Below are 16,504 nucleotides of genomic sequence, written 5' to 3'. Positions count from 1 at the left end.
GTAATAAGGGGGAAGTTATGGGGTTTTTTAATAGGTTTTTTAAAAAAGTTGAAAAAGTAAATGAGCAAGAAGCTACTCTTCATGAATTAAGTGAAGAATTGTATGTTGAATCACCGGTAGAGGAAGCGACTAGTTACTGGGTATCAATGGCACAAAATATAATTGTTAATGCTGTAAAAGCGGCTGACAATGATGTGGAACGTGCCTTCGTGTTATTGAATTTGAAGAAAGGTGAGGCTTCATTTGATATTTTTTATCAAATAAATGGGCAATTGTATTTCTGGGATCAGCTAGAAAATGAGACGATAAGAAATAGAATTCAGAACGAGTTGTTACCGCAAGCTCCAGAAGTTTCAAATGCAGTAAATGAGCAATTTCGTGGAGCTGATCACCCTATAATTTCGTTCGCACAATTGCAGTTTGAATGGGAAACGAAAGCCTGGTTCTCACATATAATTTGGGAAGATAGCCTTGCTGCTCAATTGCCCAAAAATCAAATTCTAAATGAATGGTTTCGTGTAATTAAAGAAGAAACGAAAAATAGACCACTGGATAGTGATGCGAAATTTTCTTGGTATCCATCAAACTCTTAAAAAATGAATACAGAGAGACAGGTTATGTTTCTAGATGATTTGTATTATTGAATAAGTATCAATAATACGTAATTCTTTTTCTATTGCCTGTTAGAATTCGTTATGTACTAAGCTACTTGTTTTCTAAACTAAAACTTATATTTCGAATTTTTAAATAGATTGTAATACATAAAAATTCGAAATATAAGTTGACACTATTTTTAATGTGTGATAAAAATGATAGTAATCAATTCGGAAAATAATATTTGGGCAATGAAAGGGTATAGTAGTGAATATCTCCCTATTTCAGAGAGCTGATGGTTGGTGTGAATCAGTATATAGATTATTCATGAAGTTCGTCCTGGAGCATCTTTCATAAATCTCATATTTTGAGGAAATGAAAGACGGTAGTTTATACCGTTATCAAATAAAGTGGTGAAGATTTTTTCACAACTAGGGTGGTACCGCGATATTTATCGTCCCTACGTATTTACGTAGGGACGTTTTTTATTTAGGTCCTAACTTTGGTGTGGCTTCATAACTAGGGTGGTACCGCGATATTTTATCGTCCCTACGTTTTTGCGTAGGGGCGTTTTTATTTAGGTGGTTTCTTAGTGTTCTTCACAACTAGGGTGGTACCGCGATAATTTTGTCGTCCCTACGTATTTACGTAGGGGCGTTTTTTTATTATTAGGGAGGAAGTGAACGTATTAGAAAAGAGTATTGATAGAACAATATAAATACCGAATTGTAACAAAGAAAAAGAGATAGAGAGGAGATTAACAAATGAATTCACAGCAATGGACATCGAAATTAGGTTTCGTATTAGCTGCAGCAGGTTCGGCAATTGGTCTTGGGGCGATTTGGAAATTCCCATATATGGCCGGCATTGGAGGAGGCGGAGCGTTCTTCCTAATTTTCATCGGTTTCACATTATTAATTGGTTTACCGCTATTATTAGCTGAATTTGTTATTGGAAGAAGTACACAAAAAGAGGCTGTCGATGCATATAGAGAGATTGCTCCTAAAACGTTATGGCCTTGGTTAGGTAAATTAGGAATTGTAACATGTTTCATATTACTTTCTTTCTACAGTGTTGTAGGAGGCTGGATTTTATTATATTTATGGAATGCAATTACAGGTAGACTATGGGAAGGAAATGGAGCATACGAAGCTACGTTTGGTGAAATCATTTCCAATCCATATTTAGCAGTTGGATCACAGCTATTATTCATCCTTATTACTATTTTCATCGTAAGTAAAGGTGTACAAAATGGTGTTGAAAAAGTAAATAAATATTTCATGCCAGCACTATTCGTTTTATTCTTTGTATTAATCGTTCGTGCACTTACGTTAGATGGTGCTGGAGAAGGCGTTCGTTTCTTCTTACAACCTGATTTCTCACATGTAACATCAGAAGTTATTTTATACGCAATGGGGCAATCGTTCTTCTCATTATCTGTTGGGGTAGCCGTTATGGTAACGTATAGCTCATACTTACCGAAAGAAGAAAGCTTACCACGTTCAGCATTTTCTATCGTAGCCTTAACTCTTGTTATTACATTACTTGCAGGACTTGCAATTTTCCCAGTTGTGTTCGCATTTGAGATGGAACCATCTCAAGGACCAGGACTATTATTTATCGTATTGCCAGCTATTTTCAGTAAAATGGCATTCGGAAAATTATTCTTCATCGTTTTCTTATTACTATTCTTCTTCGCTACGATTACATCAGCAATTTCGATGTTAGAAATTAGTGTTGCATCGTTAACATCAAAAGGTAAAGGGAAACGTGAAAAAATGGCCTTAATCGTAGGGTTATTAATCTTCGTTGTTGGGGTACCATCAGCATTATCATTCGGTATATTAAGTGATCTGAAGATTTTCGGGAAGACAGTCTTTGATTTAGCGGACTATGCAGTAAGTAACGTATTAATGCCACTTGGTGTATTATTAGTTTCTATCTTTGTTCCTTTAAAAATGAAGAAAGATGTATTAATGAAAGAGCTAGGTGTAAGTAAAAATAAAGGTTATAAACTATTCGTATTATGGTTATTCTTACTTCGTTATATCGCACCAATTGCGATTATTATCGTATTCTTAAATGTACTTGGCATTATATAAAAAGAAAGGTAGCGTATCATACAAAGATACGCTACCTTTTTATTTTGCTCTTTTTTGCAATTCATTTACTGTTACGAACTGATAGCCCTTCTTAGATAAAGAATCTAAAATACCTTCAATCGTTTGTAAATTTTCATTAGACTCATCATACATAGAGTGCAGTAAAATGATAGAACCTGGTTTTACATTTTTATTAACGTATTTAATTTTATCAGCCGCAGATTTATAAAAAGTATCGGGCTCAAGATCCCATGTGATTGTTTCGATATTGTTTTTATTTAAATAATATGGCAGCCCTATTAACTTTTTACCGTTAGGGGGCCTAAAATCAATTTCGTCTGTAAATCCTGTTTGGCGGATTAATGAATTCGTTTTTTCTATTTCATCTTTAATAAAAGAAGGTGTTTTGAAAACCATTCTATTATGAGAATATGTATGGTTTCCAAGTTGGTGCCCAGATTGCGTGATAGCTTCTCCTAACGATAAATTTTGCTCTAATTCATTTCCAATTAAAAAGAAAGTAGCTTTAGCGTTGTATTTATCTAGTAGCGGTAATATTTGTTTTACATTGTTAGTAGGGCCATCATCAAAAGTTAAAGCAATCACTTTTTCATTTGTTTCTACGCGTTGTGTTAAATCTCCAAATAATTGAAAGCTTCTTGCGTTCATCAATTTGTATGTTCCGAATAATGCCGTGATAATAAAGAATAGTGTAACGATTGTAATGATAATTTTTTTCTTCATAATGTAACCTCACAATGATTTTTAATTCAGTTAAAAAGTATTATATCAAACTAAGTAATTTCGTGCTTTAAGAAGGGTGTGGATGCAAGGAGAAGGAATTTATCATATAATAAAATGCAAAAGGTATATTAGGAGGTGTTTATATGGCGATTATAATTCAATTGCCAGACACTGCAACGTCTCATGCAAAGCCAAGTATGGAAATGGCGATACTTTGCGTGAGGTAGACAAGTAATATACAATCGCCTATATGAGCTCGTATCATTTTTTATATTTGGCTTTGCACCTTATTGAAATGAACCATAAAAAATAAGGGGCGAGCAGAAATGAAATACGTAAAAGCTAATGCTGTTTTACCAGAGAGTTTAATTACTGAAATTCAAAAGTATATACAAGGTGAAACAATTTACATTCCGAAACAAGAAACGAAACATTATAAATGGGGTACACGATCTGGCGGAAGAAAACAACTAGATGAAAGAAATAAAGCAATTAAAGAAGCGTTTAAAAGTGGGATTGCTATTCATCAACTTGCAGAAGAATATTTTCTTTCTGGGGAAACGATTAAAAAGATTGTGTATTCTAAATAAGAGGAAAAGAGTCTGATTCATATATTACTTTGAATCAGACTCTTTTTGTTTTATGTGTATTGGATATATGAGGTGTGAACGGGCATGATAATAGAAAAAATGTGCCGTTTTTTTATTAAATGGTATACAGAGCACTTGAAAAGTAGAAAGGTGAACATATATGAATCATATTGGACAAATAACGATAGAGCTTTTAGTTGGTTTTTTTGTTCTATTAATTGCTACAAAAATATTAGGGAAAACACAAATATCTCAGCTAACGCCATTTGATTTTATTTCTGCAATCGTCCTAGGTGAGCTCGTTGGAAATTCAATATATGATCCTAAAATTAAAGTATGGTCTATTTTATATTCAGTATTTGTTTGGGTAATTTTAATTTATACTATAGAAGTGATAACACAAAAAGTAAGAGGAACAAGAAGGTTTTTTGAAGGGTATCCTTCAATTATTATTCGTAACGGAAAGATTGATCGTGAACAATTAAGCGTAAATCATTTGGATATAAACCAATTACAACAAATGCTTAGGCAACAAAAAGATATATTTTCAATCCGAGAAGTTGAATATATGATATTGGAACCGAACGGAAACATAAGCGTTCTGAAAAAAAGTAAATACGAATCTCCTACTATAAATGATTTAAGTTTAAAACATAAGCCTGTATACTTACCAATTTCATTAATTAGTGATGGAAAAGTAGTTAAGGATAATTTGAGGGAAGCGGGATTTGATGAAGGATGGCTTTATAAACAAATAAAGCAAAAAGGAATTACTAAATTTGAAGACGTATTATATGCGGAATGGAAAACAGATGATGGCTTCTTTTGTCAGGAAATGCAGCGGTAGAGAATAAGTGATATATGTAATGTTTGTTTCTAAGTTATCTTTTACATATCCAAAAATGTAATCATTGTATACAATAAAACTAGATCAACAATTTGTATGGAGTGATAAAGATGGAAGCGTTTATTAGAAGTGATCAATATAATTTTATAAAATCACAAGCTTATATTTTAGCAAACGGGCATGCAACGGCAAATGATAGAGGTGTAATTCAAGCGTTAAAATCGCTTGCGATTGAAAAGATAATACATGTATTTGAGAATTTAACGGATGAACAGAAAGAGTTAATTGATACGGTATTAACAGTTCAAAATAGAGAAGATGCAGAATCATTTTTAATGAAAATAAATCCGTATGTAATTCCGTTTCAAGAAGTTACAGCACAAACATTAAAAAAATTATTTCCTAAAGCGAAAAAGTTAAAACTTCCTGATATGGAAGAAATGGATATGAAAGAAATATCTTATTTAAGCTGGATTGATAAGGGGTCAAGCAGGAAATTTATTATAGCGAAAAATGATAAAAATAAATTTGTTGGTCTGCAAGGAACGTTCCAAAGTTTAAATAAAAAAAGCATTTGTTCGTTATGTCATGGACATGAAGAAGTAGGAATGTTTTTAGTTGAAATTAAAGGCGATGTACCAGGAACTTTCGTTAAAAAGGGAAACTACATTTGCAAAGATGGTGTAGCTTGCAATCAGAATATGAAGTCACTTGATAAATTACATGATTTTATTGAGCGATTGAAGAAATAACGAGAAAACCTCTAGTATTTAAACTGGAGGTTTTTATTTTTTGAAGAAGTAAAATAAGCTTTCTTTGTAAATGTAGATTTATAATGAAATTTGATAAAAATATCTATTATGATACAGTTGCTTATATGCAAGGAGGTAAAACATGGATTACCTTTTATCGAAAGAAAAAGTGAAGCGATGGCCCAAAGATATGATAGCGGCGGGGCGTTGTCATACAGTTGGCCTGAAATCGGATGGCACGGTAGTAGCGGTGGGCCGAAATAAAGAAGGAGAATGTAATGTAAGTGGCTGGCGAGATATTGAAGCAGTCGCAGTGGGCAATGTTCATATGGCAACGAACACGGGTAATGCTCATACAATTGGTCTTACATGTGACAGTACTGCGGTAGCACTGGGTTGGAATAAGCATGAACAATGTGATGTAAACGATTGGCATAATATTGTAGCGGTTGCGGCAGGGTGGCGTCGTACTATTGGCCTGAAATCGGATGGCACGGTAGTAGCGGTGGGCCGAAATAAAGAAGGAGAATGCAATGTAAGCAGTTGGCAAGGTATTGTGGCAGTCACAGCGGGTGACTGGCATACAGTCGGTCTTAAATTGGACGGCACATTGACGACTGTGGGGAATAATCGATATGGTCAATGCAATGTAAGTAGCTGGCGAGGTATTGTAGCGGTCAAGGCTGGGTATCTTCATACTGTTGGTCTTAAACGAGACGGTACGGTGACAGCAGTGGGGAATGATAAACATAACCAGTGTGATGTAAGTGGCTGGCGAGATATTGTAGCAATAGCGGCTGGTACGAATCATACAATCGGACTTAAATCAAACGGTACCGTGGTCGCAGTGGGTTGGAATGAGTATGGTCAATGTAACGTAAGTGATTGGAGAGATATTGTAGCGATAGCGGCTGGTTGTGCACATACAGTCGGACTAAAATCAGACGGTACGGTGATCGCGGTAGGTAATAATGAATTTGGCCAATGCGATGTAGGTAGCTGGCGCGACATTCGGTTACCTGGCAAATAGTCAATTTACAATAAATCATTAGTAATATTATTCTATTTTAGGAGTAATTATGGAATAGGATATGTAGAAAATAATTAAACTTAAATCTGCTGAATAAGAATCTCTTTTGAAAAGGGATTCTTATTATTTTTCATAAAATGAGGGTGTAAATGGAATTTTTGAACAAATTTTATTTCAAAATTACAGTAGAAGATATAAATTAAAAAGTATAGAGGAGATAAAGGAATGCTTAAAAGGTTTTACTTTCTTTACCGGATGTTTTACTTATATGTATCGTTCTCTACATAATGTACACAAATTCTTTTAGTTTTGGACAGATGCTAGTAATTTCCATTGCAATCGGAATTATTGGTGGTCTTGCTATTAGAATTTGTAAGGATGTATTCACGTATATAAGATGGACAATTAAACAAAGAAAAAATTGAATATGTTTAATAGTTATTAGGAGGGAATGAAATGACTAAGAAAAAGAATAGAGTGAAAAACGAGATAGTACTTTGGTCACTAACAGCAATTGTTCTGTTAATTGTATGGTACTTTTATCAAAAATAAAAACGCAACGTACTAAAAAAGCACGATGCGTTTTTATTATTTTTTTTGCCAATTTTCTTTTATAAAGTCTTCACGCCCAGATTCTTTTTGCTCAGTAGCATATTTCTCTGGATTCTTTTTATAGAAATGTTGGTGGTATTCCTCTGCTTCGTAAAAAGGTGCAGCAGGACGAATTTCAGTCACGATTGGATCTTTAAACATACCGCTTTCTGCAAGAGCTTGTTTTGATTTTTCAGCAAGCCCTTTTTGTGTTTCGTTATGATAAAAAATAGCGGTACGATAAGATGGACCACGGTCAAAAAATTGTCCGCCATCATCAGTTGGATCGATTTGTGGCCAATATAAGTCTAGTAATTTCTGATAAGGAAAAATAGAAGGATCGAATGTAATTTGAACAACTTCTAAATGTCCAGATGTTCCAGCTTTTACTTGTTCATATGTTGGGTTTTCTACATGACCTCCTGCATAGCCAGAAAGTACTTTATGAATACCAGGAAGTTCATCAAATGGTTTTACCATGCACCAAAAGCAACCGCCTGCGAAGGTTGCGAGTTCGTATGTTTTTTCGGACATTGCTGTAATCCTCCTAAATGTATATGTTTTATATAGTATTATATAAATTGTTTTATTGCGCAATAAAAAAGATTTGAAAATATATGTTTTTTACAAACAAGATCCTCCGCTCACATCAATTAATTGTCCAGTAACCCAGCGGCTGTCTGGAGAAGCAAGGAATGCAGCAGTATCGGCAATGTCTTCTACTTCACCTAAGCGATTGAAAGCGGAAATAGTAGTAGCGTACTGCTTCATCATCGGGTCGCTCAAGAGTTCTGCATTCATATCTGTTTTAATAAATCCTGGAAGTATTGCATTCACCGTTATTCCTCGTGCTCCAAGCTGTTTTGCTAGCGTAAAAGTCATTGTATTAATAGCGCCTTTCGTCATACTATATGCAACAAAATCAGGTAAAGAAATGCGGGTGGCAGCGGATGAAATATTAATAATTCGGCTATTGTCACGTAAACGTGGTAGTGCTAGTTGAATGATAAAGAATGGAGCTTTTGCATTTACTGAAACCATTCTATCAAAAAACTGTTCAGTCGTTTCTTCAATAAAAGCACCAGGACCAATGCCAGCATTGTTTATTAAAATATCAAATTGTGTTTCACCAGTGCGCTTTTGTAATTCAGTATCTAAAGCGTTATAAAGGTTTTCTACACCGTGTAAGGATTCTAGATTTGCGCCGATAGAAAAAGCTTGGCCACCATCTGATCGAATTTCATGAACAGTTTCTTCAGCGTCATCTTTTCGACTACCGTAATGAACAGCAACCAATGCACCGTCATTTGCTAAACGTTTAGCGATCGCTCGTCCAATTCCTCGGCTTGCTCCTGTAACTAACGCTACTTTCCCTTTTAACATAGTTTCCTCATCTCCTCATAAACTTTATAAGTTTTTCTTTATGTAGTAATGCAAACATACTTAAGTAATATATGAGTGTATGTAAGTAATGCATTCCAATTTTGATTTGAGAAAAAATAAATAGAATGAATTTTGATTTTTTTGAAAAAAACATATTGACAACGAAAAGGACAACGTCCTATAATACGTGTAACAAATAAAAGTTAATTAAGAATTTTCTAACTTTATGTGTTGTATATGCAAAGAAGAGGAAAGTAGATGATTATGATCGTTTCAGAGAGCTACTCCAAGGCTGTGAGGGTAGTAACAATCGAATCATTGAAGATCACCTCGGAGCATCGCTTGCGAAAGGGAAACTGAGTAGAGGGCGGCGGCATCGTCTCCGGTAAAAGGACGGAGGTCTGATTGGACCTACAAAGCTTATATTTCGTGAGAAGTATAAGGAAGCTGAGTGGTAACGCGAAACTCTCGCCTCAGCAATCAAAGCTACTAAATTGTAGTAGTTGATTGCTGAGGCGAGAGTTTTTATTTTTAAAAATAGAAGAAGAGAATGCGTAGAAGAGGAGAGTAAATGATAAAGATTGTTTCAGAGAGCTGCCCCGAGGCTGTGAGGGTGGTAACAATTCACTCATTGAAAATCACCTTGGAGCACTACTTTTGAAAACTAGTAAAAAGTAGCGGGGTTGTTCCCGATAGAAAAACAAAAGTCTAATTGGACTTGCAGAGCTTATATTTCGTGAGAAGTATAAGGAAGCTGAGTGGTACCACGATTCCCTCGTCTCAGCAATGGATTGCTACAAGTATGTAAGTAATCGATTGTTGAGACGAGTATATTTTTAAGGTTTATATACTGAATATTCTGTTAAAAATACTCATCTCAGCAATCGATGTAGAAATAGATTGCAAAAAATAGAGAAAAAAGAGGAGCGATGTGAGATGGGAAACCAGTACATTTACATGAATGGGGAATTTGTAGAAAAAGAAAAGGCAGTTGTTTCAGTATATGATCACGGTTTTTTATACGGAGACGGTGTATTTGAAGGGATTCGTAGTTACGGAGGAAATGTATTTTGTTTAAAAGAACATGTGAAACGATTGTATGAATCAGCGAAATCTATTTTACTAACAATTCCAATGACGGTAGAAGAAATGGAAGAAGCAGTTTTACATACACTCCAAAAAAACGAATATACTGATGCTTACATTCGCTTAATTGTCTCAAGAGGAAAAGGTGACTTAGGGCTCGATCCGAGAAGTTGTGTGAAGCCGAGCGTAATTATCATTGCAGAACAATTAAAGTTATTCCCACAAGAATTTTATGATAATGGGCTAAGCGTTGTATCTGTTGCATCAAGACGTAATACGCCAGATGCGTTAGATCCACGTATTAAGTCAATGAATTATTTAAATAACGTACTTGTAAAAATTGAAGCAGCACAAGCAGGAGTGTTAGAGGCTCTTATGTTAAATCAACAAGGATATGTTTGTGAAGGTTCTGGTGATAATGTTTTCGTTGTGAAAGATGGAAAAGTATTAACCCCGCCATCCTATTTAGGAGCATTAGAAGGTATTACGAGAAATAGTGTTATCGAGCTATGTGAGCGACTGAGTATTCCGTGTGAGGAAAGACCGTTCACTCGCCATGATGTATATGTAGCGGATGAAGTATTTTTAACAGGAACAGCAGCGGAGTTAATTCCAGTTGTAAAAGTTGATTCCAGAGAAATTGGAGATGGGAAACCAGGAAGTGTAACGAAACAATTGACCGAAGAATTTAAAAAATTAACGAGAGAAAGAGGAGTACGTGTTCCCGGGCTGACGGAAAGCTTAGCATAAATAAGGAGAGGAGTTAATGGAAATGAAGCAGCAGTATACAGCGTATGAGAAGTTACAGTATGAAGAAATGACAGGCGCTGGGCACGTGATTCAATGTTTGAAGAAATTGGGTGTAACGACCGTTTTCGGCTATCCAGGCGGAGCGATTTTACCAGTATACGATGCGTTATACGAAAGTGGTTTGAAACATGTTTTAACTCGTCATGAGCAAGCTGCCATTCATGCGGCTGAAGGATATGCGAGGGCTTCTGGAAAGGTCGGGGTAGTCTTTGCTACCTCTGGCCCAGGGGCGACAAATTTAGTTACGGGCTTAGCAGACGCTTATATGGATTCGATTCCTTTAGTTGTCATTACCGGGCAAGTTGCAACGCCTTTAATTGGTAAAGATGGATTTCAAGAAGCGGATGTTGTCGGAATTACAGTACCTGTTACGAAGCATAATTACCAGGTTCGTGATGTGAATCATGTATCACGAATTGTGCAAGAAGCTTTTTACATCGCCAAAAGCGGGCGCCCGGGACCAGTATTAATTGATATTCCAAAAGATGTTCAAAATGCAAAAGTCACCAGTTTCTTTAATGAAGAAGTTGATATTCCGGGGTATAAACCAGAATTTGTACCAGACAGCATGAAACTTAGAGAGGTGGCTAAAGCAATTTCAAAATCTAAGCGTCCACTTCTTTATATTGGAGGAGGTGTCATTCATTCAGGTGGATCCGATGAACTCTTCGAATTCGCAAGGGAGAACCGTATTCCAGTCGTTTCAACTTTAATGGGACTTGGTGCATATCCACCGGATGATTCATTGTTTCTAGGGATGCTTGGTATGCATGGGACATACGCTGCTAATATGGCGGTAACAGAATGTGATTTACTACTTGCATTAGGTGTTCGCTTCGATGATCGTGTAACAGGAAAATTAGAACTTTTTTCTCCAAACTCGAAAAAAGTACATATTGATATTGATTCTTCTGAGTTTCATAAAAATGTAACTGTAGAACATCCGATTGTTGGTGATGTAAAAAAAGCGTTACACATGCTGTTACATATGTCTATTTATACACAAACAGACGAATGGCTTCAGAAAGTAAAGACATGGAAAGAAGAATATCCACTTTCTTATAAGCAAAAAGAATCTGAGTTAAAACCACAGTATGTGATCAACTTAGTAAGTGAATTAACGAATGGTGAAGCGATTGTCACAACAGAAGTAGGTCAGCATCAAATGTGGGCTGCTCACTTCTATAAAGCAAGAAAACCTCGGACGTTCCTTACCTCTGGAGGATTAGGAACGATGGGGTTTGGTTTTCCAGCAGCAATTGGTGCTCAGCTAGCTAAAAAAGAAGAACTTGTCATTTGTATTGCAGGTGACGCTTCTTTTCAAATGAACATTCAAGAACTACAAACAATTGCTGAAAATAACATCCCTGTAAAAGTATTTATCATAAATAACAAATTTTTAGGGATGGTAAGGCAATGGCAAGAAATGTTTTATGAAAATCGTTTATCAGAATCAAAAATTGGATCACCAGATTTTGTGAAAGTAGCAGAAGCTTATGGAGTAAAGGGATTAAGAGCAACAAATTCAACCGAGGCAAAACAAGTGATGTTAGAAGCATTTGCTTATGAAGGTCCTGTCGTAGTTGATTTTTGTGTAGAAGAAGGTGAAAACGTATTTCCGATGGTTCCGCCAAACAAAGGGAATAACGAAATGATTATGAAGAGGTGGGAAGAATGAGTCATACTTTTTCACTCGTTATTCATAACGAGCCAAGCGTCTTATTACGTATAAGTGGGATTTTTGCTCGGCGTGGTTATTATATTTCTTCTTTACATTTAAAAGAAAGAGATACTAGTGGTGTTTCTGAAATGAAACTCACAGCAGTTTGTACTGAAAATGAAGCGACATTACTTGTTAGTCAGTTGAAAAAATTAATTGATGTTCTGCAAGTAAATAAATTATAAGGAGTGTATGGAATATGAAAACATATTATGAAAAAGATGCAAATGTAGAGTTATTACAAGGAAAAACTGTTGCAGTAGTTGGTTATGGATCACAAGGTCATGCGCAAGCACAAAATTTACGTGATTCTGGTGTAGAGGTTGTAGTTGGTGTTCGTCCTGGTAAGTCGTATGAAGTAGCGAAAGCGGATGGATTTGAAGTAATGTCTGTTTCAGAAGCGGTTCGAACCGCACAAGTTGTACAAATGTTATTGCCAGATGAACAGCAAGCTCATGTGTATAAAGCAGAGGTAGAAGAGAATCTTCGTGAAGGACAAATGTTACTTTTCTCACATGGATTTAACATTCACTTCGGACAAATTAATCCGCCAAGTTACGTAGATGTAGCGATGGTCGCGCCAAAAAGCCCAGGTCATCTCGTTCGCCGTGTATTTCAAGAAGGAAATGGTGTTCCAGCATTAGTCGCAGTGCATCAAGATGCGACGGGAACAGCGCTACATGTAGCACTGGCGTATGCAAAAGGTGTAGGGTGTACACGTGCGGGGGTAATTGAAACGACATTCCAAGAAGAAACCGAAACGGATTTATTCGGTGAGCAAGCTGTACTTTGCGGCGGGGTAACTGCACTTGTGAAGGCCGGGTTCGAAACGTTAACGGAAGGTGGATATCGTCCTGAAATTGCATACTTTGAATGTTTGCATGAATTAAAGCTAATTGTTGACTTAATGTACGAAGGTGGATTAACGACTATGCGCCATTCTATTTCAGATACGGCAGAGTTTGGAGATTATGTAACAGGATCGAGAATTGTTACAGGTGAAACGAAGAAGGAAATGAAGCGTGTTCTGACAGAAATTCAGCAAGGTGAATTTGCGAAGAAATGGATTTTAGAAAATCAAGCAGGGCGTCCGACGTATAACGCAATGAAAAAAGCAGAACAAAATCATCAATTAGAAAAAGTGGGAGCAGAGCTTCGTGAAATGATGAGCTGGATTCATGCACCGAAAGAATTAGTAAAGAAATAGAGTAAGAGAGTATAAATGAAAAATATGTAAGAGGGGATTTGACAAGATGAGAAGTGACATGATTAAAAAAGGTTTTGATAAAGCACCGCACCGTAGTTTATTAAAAGCAACTGGTTTGAAAGATGAAGATTTTGATAAACCTTTCATAGCGATTTGTAATTCTTTTATTGAAATTATTCCAGGGCATAAACACTTGAACGAGTTTGGGAAACTTGTAAAAGAGGCAGTTCGCGCGGCAGGTATGGTACCATTCGAATTCAATACAATTGGAGTTGACGATGGTATTGCGATGGGACATATCGGTATGCGTTATTCTCTTCCGAGTCGTGAAATTATTGCAGATTCAGTAGAAACGGTTGTAAATGCACACTGGTTTGACGGTATGATTTGTATCCCAAACTGTGACAAAATTACACCAGGTATGATGATGGCTGCACTACGTATTAATATTCCGACTGTGTTTGTTTCAGGCGGCCCGATGGCGGCTGGAAAAACGTCAAAAGGAGAAGTTGTTGATTTAAGCTCTGTTTTTGAAGGGGTAGGAGCTTATCAATCTGGGAAAATTTCAGAAGAAGAATTAAAAGATATTGAAGATCATGGCTGTCCATCTTGTGGCTCTTGTTCGGGTATGTTTACCGCGAACTCTATGAATTGTTTATGTGAAGTATTAGGTTTAGCTCTTCCTGGTAACGGGAGTATTTTAGCAATTGATCCAAGACGTGAAGAGTTAATTAAACAAGCAGCAGAGAAATTGAAAATTTTAATTGAAAGAGATATTAAGCCGCGTGATATTGTAACAGAAGAAGCAATTGACGATGCTTTTGCACTTGATATGGCGATGGGTGGATCAACGAATACAGTATTACATACGCTAGCACTCGCACAAGAGGCAGGACTAGATTATGATATGAACCGTATTGATGCAGTTTCAAGACGTGTACCTCATTTATGTAAAGTAAGTCCAGCCTCAAATTGGCATATGGAAGATATTGATCGTGCGGGCGGGATTAGTGCAATTTTGAAAGAGATGAGCCGGAAAGAAGGAGTACTTCATCTTGATCGAATAACTGCTACTGGGCAAACATTAAGAGAAAATATCGCTGAGGCAGAGATTAAAGATAAGGAGGTTATTCACTCTCTCGAAAACCCTCATAGTGAAGAGGGGGGCTTACGTATATTAAAAGGAAATCTTGCTAAAGATGGAGCGGTTATTAAAAGCGGTGCAACAGAGGTAAAGCGTTTTGAAGGGCCTTGCGTTATTTTTAATTCACAAGATGAGGCACTTGCGGGCATTATGCTTGGGAAAGTGAAAAAAGGAGATGTAGTTGTCATTCGTTATGAAGGACCAAGAGGTGGCCCTGGTATGCCAGAAATGTTAGCCCCAACATCAGCAATTGCTGGAATGGGATTAGGTGCTGAGGTTGCATTATTAACAGATGGACGTTTTTCTGGAGCTTCACGTGGAATTTCAGTAGGACATATTTCACCAGAAGCAGCAGCGGGCGGGATGATTGCACTTCTTGAACAAGGGGATATTGTATGTATTGATGTTGAAGAACGCTTGCTAGAAGTAAGGGTGAGTGATGAGGAATTAGAAAAGCGTAAAAAAGAATGGAAACGACCAGAACCAAAAGTGAAAACTGGCTGGCTTGGACGTTATGCACAAATGGTAACATCGGCGAATACAGGGGCTGTTCTGAAAATCCCACATTTTGATTGAGCCAATTTAAAAGAGATAAGGATGATATATAATGGTGCAAAAGGTAAAGGAGAGAGTGAAAATTGAAGATATCTTAATGGCCCATAATTGCATGAAAGATATCGTTATTAAAACACCGTTACAACGTGATACAGTTTTATCTGAGAAATATGATTGTGACGTTTATGTAAAACGAGAAGACTTACAATTAATTCGCTCTTTCAAAATTCGTGGTGCATACAATTTGATTCAAAGTTTACCGAAAGAAAAGTTACAAAACGGTGTTGTTTGTGCAAGTGCTGGTAATCATGCGCAAGGAGTTGCTTACACGTGTAATTTATTGAAGATTCCGTCAAAAATATTTATGCCCACAACAACACCGAAACAAAAAGTATCACAAGTACAATTTTTCGGTGGTGATTTTGCAGAGATTGTATTAGTTGGTGATACATTCGATAGCTCTTTCCAAGAAGCACAGTGTTATTGTGAAGAAAATAGAATGACATTTGTTCATCCGTTTGATGATCCGTATGTAGTTGCTGGTCAAGGGACAGTGGCAGTTGAAATTATGCATGATATGGAGAAACCGGTTGATTATATCTTTACAGCAATTGGCGGTGGTGGATTAGCATCAGGAGTTGGTACATATGTAAAAGGTGTTAGTCCTACTACAAAGGTTATTGGTGTAGAGCCAATGGGAGCTGCATCTATGAAAGAGGCTTTTCTTCAAAATGAAAATGTAGCATTGGAGAAAATAGATAGCTTTGTTGATGGGGCAGCTGTTAAAAAAGTAGGAAAGTTAACATTTGAAACTTGTAAAGATGTAATTGACGATATTATTTTAGTACCAGAGGGGAAAGTTTGTACGACGATTTTAGAACTGTATAAGAAAAATGCGATTGTAGCTGAACCGGCTGGTGCACTCTCTATTGCAGCGCTTGATTTATATAGAGATGAAATAAAAGGTAAAACAGTTGTATGTACGCTAAGTGGTGGAAATAATGATATTGATAGAATGCAAGAAATGAAAGAGCGTTCGCTCATTTATGAAGGACTGAAACATTACTTTATCATTGAATTTCCGCAGCGTTCAGGTGCGCTAAGAGAATTTCTTGATAAAGGATTAGGACCAGAAGATGACATTACGCGCTTTGAGTATATTAAGAAACATAATAAAGAAAATGGTCCAGCATTAGTCGGCGTAGAATTAAAACATAAAGAAGATTATGAGCAATTAATTACTCGCTTTAAAGAAAATAATATTCAATTTATGGAACTTAATAAAAACCCTGTTTTGTTTGATTTGCTTATTTAATAGAAGGAAAGAGTTAGAATGTAAATAAAAAAGA

General features: G+C 36.3%; 15 protein-coding genes and 2 other annotated features. Of the genes, 12 read left to right on the top strand and 3 right to left on the bottom strand.

From position 1 onward, the window contains the following. Nucleotides 1-17 precede the first annotated feature (17 nt). Together IQ781_RS06600 and IQ781_RS06595 are read left to right on the top strand one after the other, a co-directional pair. The gene (locus IQ781_RS06600; RefSeq protein ID WP_000505543.1) at nt 18-593 is read left to right on the top strand and encodes a hypothetical protein; all 576 of its coding nucleotides are present in this window, start codon (nt 18-20) and stop codon (nt 591-593) included. Between the two features lie 243 nt (nt 594-836). Further along, nucleotides 837-1,059: a binding site (T-box leader), on the top strand. A 299-nt stretch (nt 1,060-1,358) separates the two neighbouring features. Next, nucleotides 1,359-2,696 carry a sodium-dependent transporter gene (locus tag IQ781_RS06595; RefSeq protein ID WP_139846994.1) on the top strand — a complete coding sequence of 446 codons (1,338 nt, stop codon included), beginning with the start codon at nt 1,359-1,361 and terminating at the stop codon, nt 2,694-2,696. A 39-nt stretch (nt 2,697-2,735) separates the two neighbouring features. Here IQ781_RS06595 and IQ781_RS06590 read toward each other — a convergent pair whose 3' ends face one another. Continuing rightward, nucleotides 2,736-3,440, bottom strand: coding sequence for a polysaccharide deacetylase family protein (locus IQ781_RS06590; RefSeq protein ID WP_000726860.1), 705 nt, complete (start codon nt 3,438-3,440; stop codon nt 2,736-2,738). A gap of 326 nt (nt 3,441-3,766) precedes the next feature. Here IQ781_RS06590 and IQ781_RS06585 point away from each other — a divergent pair, with 326 nt between their 5' ends. The 4 genes from IQ781_RS06585 to IQ781_RS06570 all read left to right on the top strand — a co-directional run bounded on the left by IQ781_RS06585 (nt 3,767) and on the right by IQ781_RS06570 (nt 6,659). Continuing rightward, a complete protein-coding gene (locus IQ781_RS06585; protein ID WP_000878325.1) occupies nt 3,767-4,030 on the top strand; it encodes a CD3324 family protein in 264 nt (87 codons plus the stop codon). A gap of 160 nt (nt 4,031-4,190) precedes the next feature. After that, complete coding sequence (locus IQ781_RS06580) at nt 4,191-4,877, top strand: DUF421 domain-containing protein (RefSeq protein WP_001015543.1); 687 nt, start codon at nt 4,191-4,193, stop codon at nt 4,875-4,877. 110 nt (nt 4,878-4,987) lie between these two features. After that, complete coding sequence (locus IQ781_RS06575; protein ID WP_000387072.1) at nt 4,988-5,629, top strand: FusB/FusC family EF-G-binding protein; 642 nt, start codon at nt 4,988-4,990, stop codon at nt 5,627-5,629. A 142-nt stretch (nt 5,630-5,771) separates the two neighbouring features. After that, nucleotides 5,772-6,659 (top strand): RCC1 domain-containing protein, encoded by an 888-nt coding sequence (locus IQ781_RS06570; protein WP_000385090.1) that lies wholly within the window; start codon nt 5,772-5,774, stop codon nt 6,657-6,659. Between the two features lie 588 nt (nt 6,660-7,247). On the opposite strand, the gene msrA is transcribed toward IQ781_RS06570, so the two are convergent. Further along, entirely contained in the window at nt 7,248-7,784 is a 537-nt protein-coding gene (msrA, locus tag IQ781_RS06565; RefSeq protein WP_001291883.1) for a peptide-methionine (S)-S-oxide reductase MsrA, read from the bottom strand. A gap of 90 nt (nt 7,785-7,874) precedes the next feature. Continuing rightward, on the bottom strand, nt 7,875-8,633 hold the full coding sequence (locus IQ781_RS06560) for an SDR family oxidoreductase (protein WP_000911822.1): 759 nt from the start codon (nt 8,631-8,633) through the stop codon (nt 7,875-7,877). A gap of 546 nt (nt 8,634-9,179) precedes the next feature. Then, nucleotides 9,180-9,419, top strand: a binding site (T-box leader). Between the two features lie 150 nt (nt 9,420-9,569). Between IQ781_RS06560 and ilvE the strand changes: the two genes are divergently transcribed. Genes ilvE through ilvA form a run of 6 tightly spaced genes read left to right on the top strand, consistent with a single transcriptional unit; the run spans nt 9,570 to nt 16,470 of the window. Further along, nucleotides 9,570-10,469, top strand: coding sequence for a branched-chain-amino-acid transaminase (gene ilvE / locus IQ781_RS06555; RefSeq protein ID WP_000528161.1), 900 nt, complete (start codon nt 9,570-9,572; stop codon nt 10,467-10,469). A gap of 22 nt (nt 10,470-10,491) precedes the next feature. Continuing rightward, on the top strand, nt 10,492-12,207 hold the full coding sequence (ilvB, locus tag IQ781_RS06550; protein WP_242808308.1) for an acetolactate synthase large subunit: 1,716 nt from the start codon (nt 10,492-10,494) through the stop codon (nt 12,205-12,207). Continuing rightward, nucleotides 12,204-12,434: an ACT domain-containing protein gene (locus IQ781_RS06545; RefSeq protein ID WP_000019909.1), complete on the top strand. Its 231-nt coding sequence runs from the start codon at nt 12,204-12,206 to the stop codon at nt 12,432-12,434. The genes ilvB and IQ781_RS06545 overlap by 4 nt, the downstream gene beginning before the upstream one ends. Before the next feature lie 14 nt (nt 12,435-12,448). Next, on the top strand, nt 12,449-13,456 hold the full coding sequence (gene ilvC / locus IQ781_RS06540; protein ID WP_139846993.1) for a ketol-acid reductoisomerase: 1,008 nt from the start codon (nt 12,449-12,451) through the stop codon (nt 13,454-13,456). Nucleotides 13,457-13,502: 46 nt separating this feature from the next. Continuing rightward, entirely contained in the window at nt 13,503-15,176 is a 1,674-nt protein-coding gene (gene ilvD, locus IQ781_RS06535; RefSeq protein WP_001255814.1) for a dihydroxy-acid dehydratase, read from the top strand. 31 nt (nt 15,177-15,207) lie between these two features. Beyond that, nucleotides 15,208-16,470 carry a threonine ammonia-lyase IlvA gene (gene ilvA / locus IQ781_RS06530; RefSeq protein WP_000250327.1) on the top strand — a complete coding sequence of 421 codons (1,263 nt, stop codon included), beginning with the start codon at nt 15,208-15,210 and terminating at the stop codon, nt 16,468-16,470. Nucleotides 16,471-16,504 lie beyond the last annotated feature (34 nt).

This window comes from Bacillus sp. N447-1 (assembly GCF_022701035.1).
Lineage (GTDB): Bacteria > Bacillota > Bacilli > Bacillales > Bacillaceae_G > Bacillus_A > Bacillus_A cereus.
Note: the sequence above shows the minus strand (reverse complement) of the source record. Positions and strands in the feature narration are given on the sequence as shown.